The sequence below is a fragment of the uncultured Stenotrophomonas sp. genome (assembly GCF_963519125.1).
GTDB lineage: Bacteria > Pseudomonadota > Gammaproteobacteria > Xanthomonadales > Xanthomonadaceae > Stenotrophomonas.
Genome location: NZ_CAUQLJ010000012.1, coordinates 102304 through 118716, shown reverse-complemented (window position 1 = coordinate 118716; position 16413 = coordinate 102304). Strand labels below are relative to the sequence as shown.

Below are 16413 nucleotides of genomic sequence, written 5' to 3'. Positions count from 1 at the left end.
GCTCGGCAAAGCGTTTTAGTCAAATCTTTTTCAAACTCCTGCAACGCCCCACTGCCCCTGTTCTGCGATCCGGTTGCTGGGCCTGCGTTGAACGGCTGGGGGGTGTTCCGTGTTTGAGCTGACCCCCTTCTTGGATGCCATTGCTCAAGCCGATGCCCCGCTGGAAGGCAAGGCCAACGGGTGGCAACGCAAGGCTGTTTTGGCCGAGTTCGGCAACGCCTGCGCCTTCTGCTCCGCTCCGCTCGACCTGGCCTCTCCCAAGTCTTGGACGGCTACGCCACTGGTGCCCGCGCAACTGGGCGGCCCCGTCAGTGTCGTGGAGAACTGGGTGCCTGCCTGCCGTCCCTGCGTTGCTGCCAAGGGCCTGCGAGATATCGTGTGCTGGAAAGAGTGGCAAGCGTCGGCGACCCCTGACCGCGTGGCGCTGCTGCTGGAACGTCGGCGCTCTGCGTTGCTGTATGCAGAGAACCACTTCACCCCGTTGAGCCGCCACTCGAAGCGTGAGCGGCTGCTGGCAAACCTGTCCGCCCGTTTCGACAAGCCCCGCTTCCGCGTCTACGCCTGGTCGGGTGAGGTGGATGGGGAGCGCGTTGGCCTGGTGGGCTGGAGCACGCGGTCAGGCGATGCCTTGGCACTGAGCGAGGCCCTGCTGGCGTTACGAATGAGGGACGGGGGCGAGGTGGTGGCAGAGGGCCAGGTGACCCTTCTACGGCTTCCGGTGGACGCGTTCCTGCGGGCCGTGTGGGCGCTCATCGAGGCCCATGGGATCGTCGTGCCGTTGGATGTGCCAAGCGATGGGCCGCTCAATGCAGATGACTGGCGGGAATGCTGGCGACACCGAGTCATGGACCCGGTCAGCAACCACAAGCGGGTTCCGATGACCAGCAGCCAGGCGCTGCCTCATGCTCCCCGCGTGCTGTCCACCAACCCGGATTCCGTTCGCCGGCTGGCCCAGCTGCGGGCCGCCCGCCGTGCTGACCGGGTGGAGGAGGCGGAGCTGCTGTATCGCGAGGCGATGGCCCGAAAGAGCAAATACCTGGAGCGTGTCAGACGCGGCTTGGAGGCCCCGATGCCGCTGGACGAATACCGGGCGTGGAGCGATGAGGTGAGGCAGCTGGGCGTGGACTGGGTGAAGCTAAAGAACTAAAGCCGCTCTCTCGCTATCATTGCCTCAGAAGCGGCACGGTGGGCATCGATTGAGTGCCCCGACAAAGGAATCGTCAAGGGACTACGAAATGGCAATCAGTCAGCAAGTGATTCATGGCTTGAACATCACGAAGCTCAAGGGAATCTTGGCTTTGGATGAGATTCGATTCGACGAGAAACCGCTCACTGCAATCCTCGGGCCGAATGGTTGCGGCAAGTCAACGGTATTGCACGCGCTCGCTTGCTGTTATAGGCCACCCGAAGGATCGGACGGCAAGAGCTGGCAGTTTCGGGAGTTCTTCACTCCCACATCCGATTCAACGTGGGCAGGCAGCTCGCTGATCATGCATCATTCATTTAGAGACGGCTCGACTGAGCATAAAGACATCAGCACCGAATACAGAAAGAAGGCGGACAGGTGGTCCCCTCGCTATTCGAGGCGCCCGGAGCGCGACGTTTACTTCATCGGAATAAAGTCCTGCGTTCCTCGCATTGAGGAAGAGACCTATAACTCAGCCATCAACTATCAAACAGAGGTGCACGCTGACGCCACGCTCATAAAAGCAAAAATGGGTGTAGTGTTCAACCGTGCCTATACCGAGCTCAATGTTCACAAGACTCATGCCGGACGAAAATACAATGGCCTTGCACTCGATGGCAACAGGTATTCTGCGCTTGCCATGGGAGCGGGCGAGCAGAGAGTTCTGGAAATCCTATCCGTCGTCTTCAAAGCGCCGAAGTATTCACTCATCCTGATTGATGAGGTTGACCTCCTACTACACACCGCCGCGTTGACTCGCTTGATGCAGCTCCTACATGATCGAGCTAAAGAAAAATCGCTCCAGATAATCTTCACAACCCACAGAGAGGCGATTCTTGACCTCACGAAGATTGCCAGCATCAAACACCTACACACGGTCAAAAATCAGAACAAGACGTATTGCTTCTCAAATACGAAGCCTGAGGCACTCCACCGACTGACCGGGGAACGGGATCGGCCGCTTGAGGTTTTTGTCGAAGACGAAATGACCTTGACAATCGTGGAACACGAGCTTTTTTCGCTGGGAATGAAGCGCTATGCAAACATAACATCCTATGGCGCGGCGACAAACTGCTTCACCCTCGCTGCTGGATTGATGCTGTCCGGAGCACACAGCGTCGAATCTCAGCTGTTCTTGCTGGACGGTGATGTTTATGCAAGCGAAGACCAACAACGGGAACGTGTCAACGCGGTCCTAACTGGAACCGAAACCAGCGCGTCGGAGCGCCGTGAGCGTTGCCTCGAAGGCATCAGAAAACTTATGCCGGCGAACGATGCAGCTGCGGCGCCGGAGACGCAGCTGCATTGGATGATCCGTAGCCTGCCACCACAAGATGACATTGAAGGAACTGAGATCATTGAACTCGCACAAGGTATAGAAGCAGTCGATGATACGCACTCCTTCATCGAGCTGATCATTAGCACACTTAACATCAACAGGGCTGCCGGCCTATCGCGCATAGTTGATGTCGCTTCAAGGTCGCCGCATTGGCAACTCTATGTGTCGGAACTACGGGAATGGCTGGAGCTTAGGCAAGCCAGTGTTATCGAATCAGATACCAAGCCCTTGCCAGCAGTAATACCCACCCCCTCTGCGGAGTAAGCAAAAGCGGCTGCGATGGCCTTGCAGCATTCTTCACCTGCTCTGCTCCAGGCACCGGTCCACCAGTTGCCGCATCGCCTCGCCCAGCGAGATCCCAGCAGCTCGTGCGTCCTGGACCAATCCCCCGGCCACCTCTTCAGACACCTTCGGGTCCGGCAAAATCGCGCCGTAACGCTTCCCATCCGGCCCATGCTTGGCACGGACTCGGGGCCCGAACGGCTGCCGGATGTCGGCATGGGTGGCCACCAGGGCAGCCAATGCACTGCTGGCCGTGAGCCCCTGCTGGCGAGCGAGAGCCCGGAATGCGGCCGCCTTGGCCGGGGCAATGCGAACCGTGGGCAGCCGGCGGGGAACCGGCTGCTTGGGGGCGATGGCGTATCCCTTAGCCATTGATGAGCTCATCCCGGACGTGGGCGCGATACCAGCGGCGGCAGACCTTCTCAAACCCTTCTTGATCTTCGCCCTCGTAGGAATGGGTGTAGCCATTGCTATCGCAGATCTGCTCACCGAGGGTGCCTGGTTGACCATTCAAATCAGCGTAGATGTAGGAACGGCCAGGGCGAGAGAAAGTGATGGTGCGGTTGAGTTTACGGCTATTGATGATGAGTTCCATGATGATTACCTTTTTGGCTTTTTCGGTCAGCGGTATTGCCTCCCTACAAATCCAGGCTACGACAGAGCGTAAAAATGTAAACCCGAAAACAACACATTTATTTGACTAAAGTGCAGAAGTGACGGGCAACCGCAAAAGACACGAAAACCCTGAAACGCCTCACACTTCCAGCCAAGCACCGGGCTCGGCGGAAGCCGAGGCCCCACCCGCCTTTTCCCCATGCCGCTTTTGCCGTTGCTCTTTCCACCCGCCGCCAGCCATAAAAAAGGCGGCCGATGGCCGCCTGTCTTTCACTACCACCCCAGGGATGGCGTAGGACCTGCTCATAGCTCTGCCATGATTTCCTTGTGATCCAACGCCTCGGAAACCTCGGCCAGGGTGGCATACCCGCAAAGACTGTCTTGGTATTTCCCGTCCGAAAGCTCCCACCGCGGCATGGCTTCGCAGTTGTTGGCGGCTTCCATTTTGACGTGGAGCCCAGCTTCGGAGAGTCGCAGTCCCAAACGGGCGGCGCGGTTTTCGAGGGTTTGGCGGCGAGGGGTTTTCATGATGAATCCTTGTTTGGTTTTCAGGTCAGCGGTATTGCCTCCCTACAAATCCAGGCTACGACAGAGCGTAAAAATGTAAACCCGAAAACAACACATTTATTTGACTAAAGTGCAGAAGTGACGGGCAACCGCAAAAGACACGAAAACCCTGAAACGCCTCACACTTCCAGCCAAGCACCGGGCTCGGCGGAAGCCGAGGCCCCACCCGCCTTTTCCCCATGCCGCTTTTGCCGTTGCTCTTTCCACCCGCCGCCAGCCATAAAAAAGGCGGCCGATGGCCGCCTGTCGTTCACTACCAACCCAGGGCTACCGTTGTTTCCTCGCCCGCCCCACAATCGCCTTCCGGACCTGTTTCCGCACCGGATCCAGGTCGTCGGTCGCCGTCGCCACCACCAAGCGCCGCTTGCTCCTTTTTAGTTCCTGGCAGGCCCAGGACGCCAAGGCGATGATCGCAGTGGTGATCACCGGGCTCTCTTCTCCCGTCAAATCCTGGAGCTGATCGCGGAGCTTGGGCGGCACGGTCACCATCGTTCTCTCGGTCCTGACGCCCTGGGCGTCTCGATAGTCAAACATCTGGCTACCACGCCCCACTTCGAGATACACCTTCTTCCCCGACCGGATAAAGGGCTGCTCTTCGCTGTAGTCGAAATAGGTCTTGCGCCCAGGCGCGTCCCCTGCAGCCACCATCAGCTCTGCCAGCTGCTCCTCGGAAAACTGGTCCAGATCAATGAGCGGCGCATACGTGCGTTGCGGCTTGGCGTGGACCACTTTCGCGGCCTTGGACAGGTCTTTGCGGGCTTTGGCAACGGCGTTCTTGGCGGGGGTCTTCTTGGCAGCCATGAGGTCCGGCAGGGGCAGCATTGGGAGCTCCATCATGCCTGCCCCCGGCCCGGGTTGGCCAACCTTTTTTGGATAGCCTGACCTACCCGCAAAATGTCTTCTCGGGCCTTGTCCACGCCAGCGCCGCGCATGGAGAACACGGTCTCGCCAAGCTCGTAGTAGCTCGCCAACGCCGCCCGCTCGGGAATGACGATGGCGCCTGCCAGGCTGGGATCTTCCAGCCGGCGGCGGTGCTCCGCCCGCTTGAGGTTGACCCGATTGGCGACCGGCAGGAAGGGCTTGCCCTGACGTCGCAGGGTTTCAATCGTCCGCAAATAGACCACAAACGATCCACCATCGAGCAACGTGGGAACTAGATAGAGGTCCGCGTCCGGCAGCTGGTCTTTCACTGGGGCGCTGGGCGGCAGGTCTTGAATCTCCAGGTCGAAGCCTGGGGATGAGGCACGGCTCACGGTGAACGGCGTTTCCCCGTCGCTCATCGCAGACCAAGCGACCGAACCACATTGAGGGTCGCGGTCGTTGACGAGCACGCGGGATTGGCCGGCAAACGCGGCGGCGAGGTTGAGCGAGAGCGTGGTGCGCCCCACACCCCCTTTGAAGCAACAGACAACGAGACGCATGAGACAGGCTCCTTTTATGGGTAGGTCGTGCAACACACTACGTTGCAAACCTAATCCCGCAAGGGCCGTGCAGCTAGAGGGTTTCAGCGGTGCAGACGTCGGAGGTTCAGCGACCCCAGGGCCCGGCGGAAGCCGTGGCCCACCCTGCCGTTGTCTCCACCCCGCCTTTCGGCGGCGAGTAGCCGCCGGCCTGAGCTTCAGGCCACGGCTTTATGGTTGCGACGGAGGTGGGCGTAGGCGGGGTGAGGCCGATGAAGCGCGGTGTGGGACCATTCGCCTGCCCGTTGGCGTCCAAACCATGCCTGCATGGCCGGGCAAAAAACGCCCCCGCAGACCTCCGCCAGCGTTCGGCCTTCGTCCACCCGTCGCCGCTCCAGCTTCCCAGTGTGCCCCCGTCGCACCACGAACCGCTCCCCGATCTGAACCAGCGGATTGGCCCCGGCGTCCATAAGCGCCTCAATCATCGCCGCATAACGCGTCGCCAGGACCGGGTCCGACTGGACGGCCTTGGAATACATGAGGGAGGCGACGGCCAACGCAGTGATGCCAGGGTCGCCGGCCACGCCAGCGTCCAGGTCGGGCGTCCCTTTGAGTGTGTGGAGCCACCCATAAAACGCCAGCGGGTCGTTGGTTTGGATGGCCCTGATGAGGCTTTCGGTCCCGGCACTCATTGCCCACCTCCCAGAACCCCGATGAGCACCAGGGCCACCAGCACGTAGAACGGCACCAGCACGATGCTCCACCACTGCCGGGATGCCTCCTGGGCCTTGCTGCCCTGTCGAACAGGAGCTGACACGCGATAGAGGCGCACCAGGGCGCGCCCAGCGGTGATGGGGTTGGCGACCAGGTCCTGGTAGAACACCGCGATGCCCAGGAGACCGACAAACAGCAGGGCCATGTTCAAGAGGCTCATGCGAAGCGCTCCTCTTCCTTCTTCCAACGCCGCTCATGGCGGGCGCGGGTGGCCAAGCGCTGGATCCTGCGGTGCTTGTCGGCCAGCTGATTGAGGCCATTGGTGCGGTCCAGGAACCGCGCGGCCGTGTGGAGTTGGAAATGCGCCAGGTCAGTGCTGGCAGGCTCGACGGGATGAATCTTCATGTCTTCACTCTCTTTTTGTGGGTAGGTCGGCTTACCCATTAAACCGCTCCTACACCACGATCCAACCACATCGCCAACCGATGTCAACCCATTGATTTGAAGGATTTTTGACTAAAATCAAGAACTGCCGTCAGGGCTTGTCAAAACGCGGTTGTGTCGCATGCTGAAATGCATGACACCGCAAGCCCGCCCTTCCCGTCGTCCTCCCGCCCCAGGCTTTGGCCTGGTCGAGTTGCTGCTCGCATTGGGGGTTGCCACGGCCATGGGGGCCGCCGCGTTTTGGGTCTACCCCCGCGTTACCACCCGGGTGAAGGTTGCGTCGGACGTCGAGAACGTTCGGGACCTGGCCAGCCGCGTTGATCGGTCCCATGGCGTCGTCGGCTCGTTCCGCGGCGTCAGCACGTTGAACGTGCTTGAAGATGGGCTGGCCCCCACCGACTTCCGCCAGGCCAGCGCAGCGACCATGAGCAACGCGTGGGGCGGCGCAGTGACCGTGTCCCCGGCCACGGTGCGCCTGGCAGGAGATGCCTTCACCGTGGGGCTGTCTGGGCTTCCTGCGCGGGCCTGCGTGCCGTTCGTCTCCGCCATCGCGGACGACGTGAACGTGCGGGACGTGATCGTGGGCAACACCAGTGTTCTGCTGAGCAACCGAGGGAGCTTGGACGTCCCCGGCTTGGGATTGGCGTGCGGGGCCGATGGGGCCGTGGTCGACGTCGTCTATTACTCAGGCCTGGTCGCCGGGTCGTCGGTCGCCGTGGTGCCCACGCTTCCCCTGCCCTCCACGCCCGCCGTCCCTGGCCCTTCAACGCCGACACCGGCTGGCCCCGTATCCACCGCTCCCAGCGTGCCCGATGCAGTGCCGGGCGTTCCTGGGAGCGTGTCGCCAAGCCCTGGGGTTGCTCCTTCCCCGGCGGTTCCGCCACTTCCTGTTGCGCCCAGCGTTCCGGTGCCTCAGCCGCTCCCAACGCCGGTCCCCACCCCGGCTCCGCCGGCCTTGGTGCCGTGCCGGCAATCGGAAAGCTCGGCGGCCCGGGCGAGCTGTCCGGCGGGCACGTGGGGCACAGAGACGGTGCGCACGCGCCAGGTCTGCGCTCCCGGCGACGTGGATCCAAACTCAGACGCCGCGCGGGAGCATCCCGAGGCGTGGGTTCAAGCCCAGACGGTGGCGGCCGTGACGACGAGGGATTGCCAGGCCTGCCCGGGGACCACCCGTGAGGAACGCGATCAATGGCTCCCCACGTCGCAAGCCTGCCCGTCGGGTCAAACCGGCACGCACACCTGGGAACGGCAGCAGGTGCGGTCGAGGGACGTGTTTACCCATTGCCCGTTTGGCACCACCGCTCTGCCCGGCCCCACTTATGGCGGCTGGTCCAACTGGGTGGATACAGGGGCGCGTCGCAACGAGGTCAACACATGCAAGCCCACGGCTGCTCGCTGCAGCGATGGGAGCTTGCAGGTTGTGGCGTGGCACACGGCCGATGGGCAGGACGTGCCGCCCCCCTCGGGTTCGAGTGGCATTTCTTACTGGTATCCCGATGCGGTGGTGCGCCTGACGCCAGCGGAGAAAGCAAAGCTGGACTGGGCCATCGCCAACGTGCCCATCCAACGGGTGGAGACGCCCGCACCGATGCCCGGCAACTGGCCCGCCAACGTGAGCGAGTCGGCTTTTTACGAAGAGCAATGCAACACGCTTTCGGACGCGGGGAACATCCGTTATGCCTACTCCTACGATTTTGAATGTGTCTCCAACATGGGCATGCATTACTGCGACTACAACTGGACCAGCGGCGGCACGTCCTTGGCCGTGTGCCGGCAAGCGTGCGCGTCCGATTTGGTGGGCAAGACCAACAATCCGTATCGTTGGGAGTGGCCTGCATCCTCGGTTGTGGCTTCGACGCCCTACACGACCTGCACGGGCCAGCCCGGATGCACGCCCAACGGTGGGTTTGGCACCCAGCAAGGCCTGCCGGCGTGCAACGAGCACAACGTGGGCCAGACCTTGGCGTTCAACTGGTATCGCCAGTTCTACAACCCGGTGCGGGTGGACTATCAAGAGATTACGTTGACGTGCCGGGGGCCAACCTGACATCGAGCTAGAGCCCGAGAACAGGTGATTTGCCCTTAGAAGGGATTCACCACTGGTTTCTCGGGCTTGGCAATACCAATCGTCAAACTCTTAACCTTGATCGCACCAATCGCATAGCGCAGGTTGGAAGGACACATGTCCATCACCACATCCGACAGCGAAGCTGTGACCGCTTCTGCATTTGGGCGATCCTGCTTCCACTCGTAGCGAATCGCTCCCGAAGAAACCTTGAAGTTCTGCCCGCCCTTGTAGACGCACTGCTCTTCTTTCATGGAGTTGTCCACCTTGGGCTCACCATACTTCCTGGTGATCAACGACTTGACGCTATCCACGATCCGATTGGAATCACCCAGATCAATATTTATCGATTGCAACTGCCCTGCGACGAACGTAAGAACCGCCTCTTGAGGCTGGTCACTCAAAGGACTGACGATCTTCGTATTAAACTTATCCTCGCCCGACACTGGACTTGAATGTTTGTATTCGTAAGGCTCCAGAGGAGCGGCAAGGTAAACCCCGTCAGTGGGCGAAAGGCCCTCAACGGCGCTGCGCGACACTCCAACCTCAAGCTTTCCAATACCTATAGGCCCCTTGGCAAAACATGCAATAGGCACTAGAGCCAATGCTGAGACTACGATTCGGATAACCTTCATGACTCCCCCTGATTGAGTTCCCGCACGCTTACCTAAGCGCGTTGCAAATGACATTAGGCGGCACCAGCTGGTCTTCCTGACCCAATGAACGGCGCGGTCGTAAGTCCGGCGTGGTGCTGCTTAGGTAGGCGAATATATCATTCAGACTAGGCGGCCAGTTGCAGAGAGCATCATCTGGGGAGGGCCGTTCTATCCCACGCCCGCTTGACCCACCCGAACACTACGGCCAGCACGCCGATCAACAGCACGCCCCAGAGCCAAACCAAGTAAAACGCTGCGGTAGCGATCTCCCCAAACTGGGGATGCTCCGCATACTTGAACCCCAGAACGGCGGCCGCCACCACCGTCACCACGCCCAATCCGCCCCCGAGCAGCGCCCCTTTCAGGAAGCCGTGCTTCCGAAAATACGGCATCCGCCCCGTGCGGACGTGCCAGTCCCAGAGCTGCTGAGCCCGGATGTGGAGCGCCAGGCAAAACGCCAAGAACGCGAAGACGAGCGCACCGGGCACACAACAGACCAGGCCAATGAAGAAGTCGCGCTTCATCACCTCCAGGCCGGCCGCCAGCCCAACCAGGCCCAACGGGCCCAAGATGACGCTAGGGAGGATCAGCGCGGATGGGCCCGGCGGCGCATACACAACTTGCTGCGGCGGATAGCGGTTCATATGGTCCTCCCCTGTTGGATGGCTGCACGCTTGATCGGGACCGGCGTGCAGTCAAGCGGCGGACTGCGGCCCGTTTAGCCCGCAGACGTCCCTTCGTCGGTCACTTCGACCACTTGCCAGCCCTCGCCCTGCGGGCGGAACAGTGCACGCAGCTTCGGCTTGAGGGTGCTTGGCTCGGGCTTGGTGGGCTGGCCACCGATGGACCCCTGCGCTTTTACCGACCCGCCCACCATGCATTCTTGATCCCCATTGGGCTTCTTCTCGCAGTCGAGATCCAAGCCGCCCGCGTCGGTCACTTCAAACCGCCAAGAGCGCTGGAGGGTTGCCTGCCTCCCCTGCTCGGTGAAAAAGCCTTCCACGACCTTCACCCCGTCCTCCTTCGTGGGGCCCTTGTCGCCAGAGCAGGCCGTCAGGGTCAAGAGTGCCGCTGCTGCGGCCACGATCATTGTGTGCTTCATGTCATGCGTCCTTGTCTTTGGAAGGTGTGATGCCGATGACCTGGTTCTTGTAGCCGATCTCGAGCCGGTCGATTTGCAGAACGATGTCGGGCAGGCCGTTGGGCTTCAACCTGCCCTCCACGACCTTGAAAAAGATTCGGTCCCCCGTGGCGTCGCGCCCCACGCGGCGAAGTTCGGCTGCGTCTTCCGGCTTCAATCGCAGCGCCGCGTGGTAGCGCCCGCCATGCTCGACCCCGACCACCGCACTGCCCTTGCCCAACGGCGAAGGGCCGACAACAGCCGTCGGAAGAAAGTCAGGCGAACGGGGATACCACTCATGGTTCAGGACCAACACGTAGGCGTGGAGAATGTTGGTCTTGGGGTCGAGCTCCACATCGATATAGGGGCGCAGGTAGAACGCGTCGGTCGAGGCGATCTGCCGCGCCTTGGCCTCAAACGCAGACGCCGGGTCGCCCTGCAGGCCTATGCGTTTGAACTGGTGCCCCCATGAGCCGATGCAGTGGGCCCGCATGGCCGGTGTCAGCGCCGCGCCGGCCTTGGCTTGGGCAAAGAGGTCTTCTTCGCACATCTTGTGACCACCCGACGCGGTGGCCGCCAAGCCCCACCGGATCCGGGTGTAGCCGTCGAGCATCGGAGGGTCGCCGTCGTCCCAATAAGTGCCGTCGGGTTCCAAGTAACGCTTGGTCGCAGGCGCGGAGGCTGCATCTTTCCCCGCCTGCATCAACCCCTTGCCAATCTTTCCCAGAATGCCGTGCTGAGCGGTGGCGGTGCCGCTGGCCAACGCTAGGCACACGGCCACGGCTGCAATCGCTTGCTTCATGCATCCCCCTGATCCCGGCCACCATGGCCTTGTTTGCCATTTTGGCAAATGCGGTGCAGCATGGGAAGCGGCAGACTGAGGGATTGTTCCCGGTTCGTGATCGCCCATGCCTGCCCCTCTCGCCCCAGCTCACACGTTTGGCCGCCGCTTACGCGAGGCCCGGCTGGCCAAGGGCCTGACGCAAGCAGAGTTGGGAGCCGTGCTTGGGTTGGACGAGGAGAACTCCGCCGCTCCCAGGATTTCTCGTTACGAGAGAGGAGATCGGGTGCCGGATCCAGCCACGATGGAAAAGCTGGCCCAAGCGCTGGGCTTGCCGGTCGCCTATTTCCATGCCACCAACGATCTCATGGCGGAGACGTTGTTGGTGATGTCGCGGCTTGACCCAGAGCAGCAGCGAGAGCTGCTGAAGAAGGTGAGGGATTACGCCCAGAGCCGCGGCGTGGACATCGATCCTCCCGAGTAACGTCAACGATCTCAGGGAAGAGGAGACATGCTGAAACGACTTCGACGCTGGTGGCTGCGGCGGGATGCGCCAAGCCCGATGGCACCGGAGCAGTTGCAGGCGCTGATGGACATCAACCTTCTGGAAATCCAGTTGGCAGCGTTGGACGCCCTCAGGCCCTCGACGCCAGCCGCGGAGGCGACCAGGCTGCGATCCCATGCTTGGCTCGCGTCGGTCCGTGGCCAAGGCCCGGTCGGGACACCGAACTGGAGCGAACTGCGGGCAGAAGCGCGAGCACTGAACCGTGATCTGGCGGCCGCCCTGGCTGCCGCGCACGTCGCTGCGCCTTCAGAGACGTGAGACGAGCCTATCGCTGAAGCGCTCCCCTTCCTACGACGATCACCGACTTGCCTCCCAATGTGAACAGGTCATTGTTCAGATCGCTGCTGGACAGAGGGGAATGGAAATCGGCCCCCTCTTGGAACGCCTGAAGCAGGTGCTGCCGGGCAAGAGGATCCCGGCGTGCCGCCCATGCGAGGCGAACGAGCTCCGACGATGGCCAGGGTGCGGGGGTCATCAGAACTCGTAACCGTCTGGCACGCCCGAGGGGATGCCCTGCATGGGGCCCGAGTAGCCCACCTGCTGAACCAGGTTCTGGGCGGTTTGCGACATGCGATCCAGGCGTTCCGGGACTTGGTCCAGGGCGAACAGAACCATGCCAAAAAGGGCGATGTTGAGCAGTTTGTTGAAAAGTTTGCGCACGAGCGGGGTCCTCCGTGGTTGTCAGGGGTTCGGGTTTCAAAAAAGTTGGTGGTGTTGGGCGATGCCGAACAAGCAAAGCGCCCAGGTGGCCGCAATCGTTGGAGGAGCCAGGCAAAGCGGCACGCCGAGGGCGATGTCCGACAGCTTGGCCTTGGGGTCGGTGACCATCTCCCATCCCAGCTTGGCCGCCCCCATCCCCGACATGGCGTCGAACAGGAATCGCAGGAGCGCTGAGGTGGTGGCGACGGAGGACCGGGCGGGCGCTTGGGTTTGGCTGCGGGTATTCATCAGAGCGCATCCAGTCGGTCAGCAATGGCCAGTCCGGCGACCAATCCAGCCAAGAGGCAAAAAGCAAAGAACGTCAACATGGGGTTTCCTTTGGTTAAAGAGCATCGGCGCCCTTCTCTGATCTCAAGGTAAAAGAAAACCAACTTTTCGCAATAGATTAACCCTACATTTTTCTGACTAAAACACAAAACTGACGGGCAACCGCAGAAAACACAAAAACCCTGAAACACCTCACATTTCCCGCCCAGCGCTGGGGCCGGCAGAAACCCCGCCCCCCGCCCTTCCCCCAATGCGCTTTTGCTTTGAGCCACTTTTGCCGTTGCCTTCTCTCTCCTAGATCTCAAAAGAACGCGGCCCGGGGCCGCGCCTGAAAAGCCCCCTTCGGGGAGGAAAGGCCCAGGGCCGGGGCTTCCGCCCCAGCGTCCGCGTGGCTGTCCTTGGCCCCATGCCCGCAAAAGGCAGTCCGATTCGTCAGGCGCTGGATTGGATGCATCGCCAGACCAACTGGCGAACGGCTTCTGGCTGACGAATGCCGATTCGGTTGGCGTCGATGAGCAGGGCCATGGCGACCTGGGGAGCCACCTGCACACTGGGGAGCGCGGTTTTGTAGCGCTCTCGCCCCTTCGCCGCCTCTCCGGTCCAAGGCGTGGGGCGTCGAGGGGAAAACGGTTCTCGAATCTGGGCGTGTTGCTCGATGAGCTGGGCCAGTGCAGCGCGCATGCTCAGGCCTTGCGCGGCGGCCAGGGCTTGAAACGCGGCTTTGCTAGGCGCGTCAATCCACGTTTCGTGGATGGTCTCCACAAGTGGCATGTTGTTCCGCTTGGGTTGTAGCGTGTAGCGGCTCATCCGCTCCTCCTCTTCTCCTTCAGGTCTGCTCTTACATACAACCCCGAATCCATAAAAACGAGGGCCATCTCGCGAAACGAAACGCCCGCCGGAAACTCTTGACTCCAGACCACAATCCCATCTTTGAGGTAGCTGTATTCCTGGCGAGTCACTACGCCAAAGCCATCTTCTGAGTCGCACATGTATTTGACCCGGTGGCGGTAACCGGCGTTCTCGATTTCAATCAACTCTTTCATTCGAACCCTGCTTGTGAGGGCCAGAGGACGTAGCGCCTTCTCATGCGGTCCTCCGGCTGGGCTTGGCCATCCAGCCCTGGGCGGCCGCCTCTTCAGCGGTCAGCAACGCGGAGGTGCCCAGGAAGCGCGTGAGCTGGTAATGGCCGATGGTGTGGGGATACCGCTGGAGATGGGCGTGCATGTTCTTGTCGAAGTAGCACTGACCACCCGAGCGGCGCTCGTAGGCAAAGTAGCGGCGGCGGCGTTCAAGCAAGCCCATTATTCGCGTTCCTCTCCGCAGCGTATTGCTTGGCCTTCTCTTCTGCCCCGCCCTTTGAAAAAACCATGTTCCAAGAGTCGGTGAAATCTTCATTCACCACGACAAACACCCCTTCTTTGAAGCCATAGATGCGCCCGGGAACCACGGTCTGCCTTACGAACTTCCATCTCATCAGAAGCGCTCCGACTTGTCGTAAGCAATAGCTTGAATACCCATGTCTAAATCCCGATTTATAGAAAGGAGTTATCTCATCTTTACAAATCCAGATTAGGGCAGCAGAAACAAATCGCAATAGGTTTATCCGATCATTTCTTAGCTAAAGTTCAAGATTGACGGGGCAAAAGCAGTTTTAGGAAACCTTTGCATCACATCACACTTCCCGTAAAGCCCATGGCACGGCGGAAGCCGTTGCCGCTTTTCGCCGCCTTTCACTCCCCAGACTCGGCGGCAGCGCCGCCGGCTCTTGCTTTAGCCGCTTTTGCTCTTTGCCTCCAACCCCTCGCTCAAAAAAAAGCCCCGGTTTCCCGGGGCTCTGTCTGCAACGCTCAAGGGCAATCAGGCCTTGAACGGGTGCGCCGGCCATTCCTGGTCCGGGTGCTTCTTTTTCCACGCCTTGCCTTCAGCGGTTTCGGCCCACGCAAGGAAGGCCTTCGGCTGACGGCCAGTGCCAGCCCAGGTGGTGCCGTCCGGGATCTGGAACTTCGGGGCGCGACTGATGCCGGCGCTCGCGGAAACCGCCTTGCGTGGCTCAAGCAGCGCCTTCAGATCGTTCTTCTGCTTCGTTGTGTAATGCTGCCCAAACTGCTGCAAGGTCTCATAGACTCCTGCAAAGCTGGCCCCGGCTTCAGCGGCGACCGCTTCGCTTTCGGCTTTTTCCATTTCGGCCAGCAAGGCCTCGGCCTCGGCCTTTTTCTTTCGGATTTGTTCAAGCGTAAGTGCCACGGCTTTCCCTTGGGGTTGGTCAAACCCCGATCCTGCCGTTTTGCGAGATTACTGTAAACCCTCAACGGCCCAACCCCGGCTCTCCAGTGGCGACTGCCACGGGGCTTCACCCTCAAAAGTCACTGAGGGCATGCCTTCCGCCGGCCACTGGAGCAAGCCCTTGGCGGTTCAGGGGACCGGCCGTGCCCACCTCCACGTTCCACCATGCAATGCCGCAATGTCCAGGGGCTACCGGGCGCCGGCAAAGCCTTGGGCAGCGGTCCCGCGATCCGGGCGTTCAGGCGGTCAACCAGGTGCAAGGCGTGCTTGTGGAAGATGACGTGGATGTTGCCGTTCTTAAACCGCCCGCCCAGGAACGGCTTCAGCAGTTCCCCACCTCGTGCGTCACCAAGAACCCTTCGGAGCCCCGTGTCTCATCGGATGCAGACTGCTGGGTGGCGCGATTGGCCTTCATGGCCATCGTCTCGGCCCAGACACGCAATCCGATGTCCTGCAAAAGGATATCTTCCCTCTTTCTCGCGGTCGATTCGATGATCCAGTGGCGGCCATACGCGCCATGCATCAATGGCCCCTCTGGCCATCCCTTCCGGGCGACGGTCATGGCCAGTCCGGCGATCAACTGCACGTCAAAGCATCGCCCCGCCTCTCCCTCGGATAGCTCCAGGCGTGGAGCAAGCAAAGCTTCCCGGGCCTTCGTATTGGTCTGTATGACCCGCTCAAGCTCTGCTGGGGTTGGAGCCTCCATGCGCGTCCACACTTGCGCTGGCAAGCATGCCTTGACCCAGTTCCAAGCGCTTGCGGTGTCGTCAGACGGATCAGCCGGGTGCAGGATGAGCCGACTTTCAAACAAGGCCCGGAGGGTTTTCGGGTGCTTCCACTGGCGACCGTGGATGTAGTGTCCCCAAGCCAGGACCTTGTCGCACACGGGCACCACCACGGGTGCTGGCACAGTCAGGAAATCGTTCAACGCCCGCCGCACTATTTCGGCCACGCTGACCTGTTCCATCCATGCCCTAGACTTCAACCTCGCCACCAACTCTGCTGGGGCCGACACCGGAGCCAACGCGATGCGAGGCCCAAGCACCTGGCCTTGCGACGGGGATAAAGGCTTGGTGATCGCATCGGTCAGCACTTGGCGCACGGCTTCGGCGATGGTCACGCCTGCACTGCTGGCTTGCACTTGGAGCGCTTGGTGCATGGCCTCCGGAAGCAAGACCTTGGGAAGGCGCTGCGGGGATTGAGGCTTGATAAGACGCGGCATCAGAACACTCCCCTCTCTGCCGACGTCACCGCATTCGGCCGCAAATCAGCCGACCATCCAAGACGCCTTTCGGCTTCCCACATCAACCGCATAAAACCCTCCCGTCAGAATGTTCAATACATTCATCCTTGATCGAAATCTGACGTTTGCAAGATGCAGCCACCCGTCGGCGTTTGACTAAATATCG

The 16413-nt window shown here is 60.9% G+C and carries 25 protein-coding genes; 5 read left to right on the top strand and 20 right to left on the bottom strand.

Annotation, left to right across the window (positions count from 1 at the left end; genetic code table 11):
- Nucleotides 1-109 precede the first annotated feature (109 nt).
- Both RYM47_RS12315 and RYM47_RS12310 read left to right on the top strand, forming a co-directional pair.
- Nucleotides 110-1147: a hypothetical protein gene (locus RYM47_RS12315; RefSeq protein WP_024957694.1), complete on the top strand. Its 1038-nt coding sequence runs from the start codon at nt 110-112 to the stop codon at nt 1145-1147.
- An 88-nt stretch (nt 1148-1235) separates the two neighbouring features.
- Nucleotides 1236-2789, top strand: coding sequence for an AAA family ATPase (locus tag RYM47_RS12310; protein ID WP_315388241.1), 1554 nt, complete (start codon nt 1236-1238; stop codon nt 2787-2789).
- A 33-nt stretch (nt 2790-2822) separates the two neighbouring features.
- On the opposite strand, the gene RYM47_RS12305 is transcribed toward RYM47_RS12310, so the two are convergent.
- From RYM47_RS12305 to RYM47_RS12270, 8 genes are all read right to left on the bottom strand, one after another.
- Entirely contained in the window at nt 2823-3179 is a 357-nt protein-coding gene (locus RYM47_RS12305) for a hypothetical protein (RefSeq protein ID WP_242881221.1), read from the bottom strand.
- Nucleotides 3172-3402 (bottom strand): hypothetical protein, encoded by a 231-nt coding sequence (locus tag RYM47_RS12300; protein WP_040234203.1) that lies wholly within the window; start codon nt 3400-3402, stop codon nt 3172-3174. The genes RYM47_RS12305 and RYM47_RS12300 overlap by 8 nt, the downstream gene beginning before the upstream one ends.
- A gap of 323 nt (nt 3403-3725) precedes the next feature.
- Complete coding sequence (locus RYM47_RS12295; RefSeq protein WP_046433416.1) at nt 3726-3950, bottom strand: hypothetical protein; 225 nt, start codon at nt 3948-3950, stop codon at nt 3726-3728.
- A gap of 306 nt (nt 3951-4256) precedes the next feature.
- Entirely contained in the window at nt 4257-4811 is a 555-nt protein-coding gene (locus tag RYM47_RS12290; RefSeq protein WP_024957700.1) for a hypothetical protein, read from the bottom strand.
- Between the two features lie 11 nt (nt 4812-4822).
- Nucleotides 4823-5410: a ParA family protein gene (locus RYM47_RS12285; protein WP_315388235.1), complete on the bottom strand. Its 588-nt coding sequence runs from the start codon at nt 5408-5410 to the stop codon at nt 4823-4825.
- Nucleotides 5411-5607: 197 nt separating this feature from the next.
- On the bottom strand, nt 5608-6081 hold the full coding sequence (locus RYM47_RS12280) for a hypothetical protein (protein ID WP_046433514.1): 474 nt from the start codon (nt 6079-6081) through the stop codon (nt 5608-5610).
- Complete coding sequence (locus tag RYM47_RS12275; RefSeq protein ID WP_046433511.1) at nt 6078-6323, bottom strand: hypothetical protein; 246 nt, start codon at nt 6321-6323, stop codon at nt 6078-6080. The genes RYM47_RS12280 and RYM47_RS12275 overlap by 4 nt, the downstream gene beginning before the upstream one ends.
- Entirely contained in the window at nt 6320-6547 is a 228-nt protein-coding gene (locus tag RYM47_RS12270; protein ID WP_130519086.1) for a hypothetical protein, read from the bottom strand. Before RYM47_RS12270 ends, RYM47_RS12275 begins: the two co-directional genes overlap by 4 nt.
- A 133-nt stretch (nt 6548-6680) precedes the next feature.
- On the opposite strand from RYM47_RS12270, the gene RYM47_RS12265 reads away from it, so the two are divergent.
- Complete coding sequence (locus RYM47_RS12265) at nt 6681-8594, top strand: type 4 pilus major pilin (protein ID WP_315388233.1); 1914 nt, start codon at nt 6681-6683, stop codon at nt 8592-8594.
- A 35-nt stretch (nt 8595-8629) separates the two neighbouring features.
- Here the strand turns inward: RYM47_RS12265 and RYM47_RS12260 are convergent, their stop codons facing one another.
- From RYM47_RS12260 to RYM47_RS12245, 4 genes are all read right to left on the bottom strand, one after another.
- Nucleotides 8630-9247 (bottom strand): hypothetical protein, encoded by a 618-nt coding sequence (locus RYM47_RS12260; protein WP_140222680.1) that lies wholly within the window; start codon nt 9245-9247, stop codon nt 8630-8632.
- A 170-nt stretch (nt 9248-9417) separates the two neighbouring features.
- A complete protein-coding gene (locus tag RYM47_RS12255; protein WP_224119381.1) occupies nt 9418-9912 on the bottom strand; it encodes a hypothetical protein in 495 nt (164 codons plus the stop codon).
- A 74-nt stretch (nt 9913-9986) separates the two neighbouring features.
- A complete protein-coding gene (locus tag RYM47_RS12250; protein WP_266192618.1) occupies nt 9987-10370 on the bottom strand; it encodes a hypothetical protein in 384 nt (127 codons plus the stop codon).
- 1 nt (nt 10371) lies between these two features.
- On the bottom strand, nt 10372-11190 hold the full coding sequence (locus RYM47_RS12245; protein WP_315388227.1) for a hypothetical protein: 819 nt from the start codon (nt 11188-11190) through the stop codon (nt 10372-10374).
- A gap of 106 nt (nt 11191-11296) precedes the next feature.
- On the opposite strand from RYM47_RS12245, the gene RYM47_RS12240 reads away from it, so the two are divergent.
- Nucleotides 11297-11653 (top strand): helix-turn-helix transcriptional regulator, encoded by a 357-nt coding sequence (locus tag RYM47_RS12240; RefSeq protein WP_049419313.1) that lies wholly within the window; start codon nt 11297-11299, stop codon nt 11651-11653.
- Nucleotides 11654-11680: 27 nt separating this feature from the next.
- Nucleotides 11681-11992 carry a hypothetical protein gene (locus tag RYM47_RS12235; RefSeq protein ID WP_140222682.1) on the top strand — a complete coding sequence of 104 codons (312 nt, stop codon included), beginning with the start codon at nt 11681-11683 and terminating at the stop codon, nt 11990-11992.
- Between the two features lie 216 nt (nt 11993-12208).
- Here the strand turns inward: RYM47_RS12235 and RYM47_RS12230 are convergent, their stop codons facing one another.
- From RYM47_RS12230 to RYM47_RS12195, 8 genes are all read right to left on the bottom strand, one after another.
- Nucleotides 12209-12394: a hypothetical protein gene (locus RYM47_RS12230; RefSeq protein ID WP_008268538.1), complete on the bottom strand. Its 186-nt coding sequence runs from the start codon at nt 12392-12394 to the stop codon at nt 12209-12211.
- Between the two features lie 36 nt (nt 12395-12430).
- Nucleotides 12431-12682: a hypothetical protein gene (locus tag RYM47_RS12225; RefSeq protein WP_049419319.1), complete on the bottom strand. Its 252-nt coding sequence runs from the start codon at nt 12680-12682 to the stop codon at nt 12431-12433.
- A gap of 471 nt (nt 12683-13153) precedes the next feature.
- On the bottom strand, nt 13154-13528 hold the full coding sequence (locus RYM47_RS12220) for a hypothetical protein (RefSeq protein ID WP_049419324.1): 375 nt from the start codon (nt 13526-13528) through the stop codon (nt 13154-13156).
- Entirely contained in the window at nt 13525-13764 is a 240-nt protein-coding gene (locus RYM47_RS12215) for a hypothetical protein (RefSeq protein WP_040008402.1), read from the bottom strand. Before RYM47_RS12215 ends, RYM47_RS12220 begins: the two co-directional genes overlap by 4 nt.
- Nucleotides 13765-13804: 40 nt before the next feature.
- Nucleotides 13805-14023, bottom strand: coding sequence for a hypothetical protein (locus RYM47_RS12210; RefSeq protein ID WP_315388213.1), 219 nt, complete (start codon nt 14021-14023; stop codon nt 13805-13807).
- Complete coding sequence (locus tag RYM47_RS12205) at nt 14010-14195, bottom strand: hypothetical protein (RefSeq protein ID WP_049451917.1); 186 nt, start codon at nt 14193-14195, stop codon at nt 14010-14012. Before RYM47_RS12205 ends, RYM47_RS12210 begins: the two co-directional genes overlap by 14 nt.
- Nucleotides 14196-14578: 383 nt before the next feature.
- Entirely contained in the window at nt 14579-14965 is a 387-nt protein-coding gene (locus RYM47_RS12200) for an H-NS family nucleoid-associated regulatory protein (protein WP_057502459.1), read from the bottom strand.
- Nucleotides 14966-15326: 361 nt separating this feature from the next.
- Entirely contained in the window at nt 15327-16226 is a 900-nt protein-coding gene (locus RYM47_RS12195; protein ID WP_315388208.1) for a hypothetical protein, read from the bottom strand.
- Nucleotides 16227-16413: the final 187 nt, after the last annotated feature.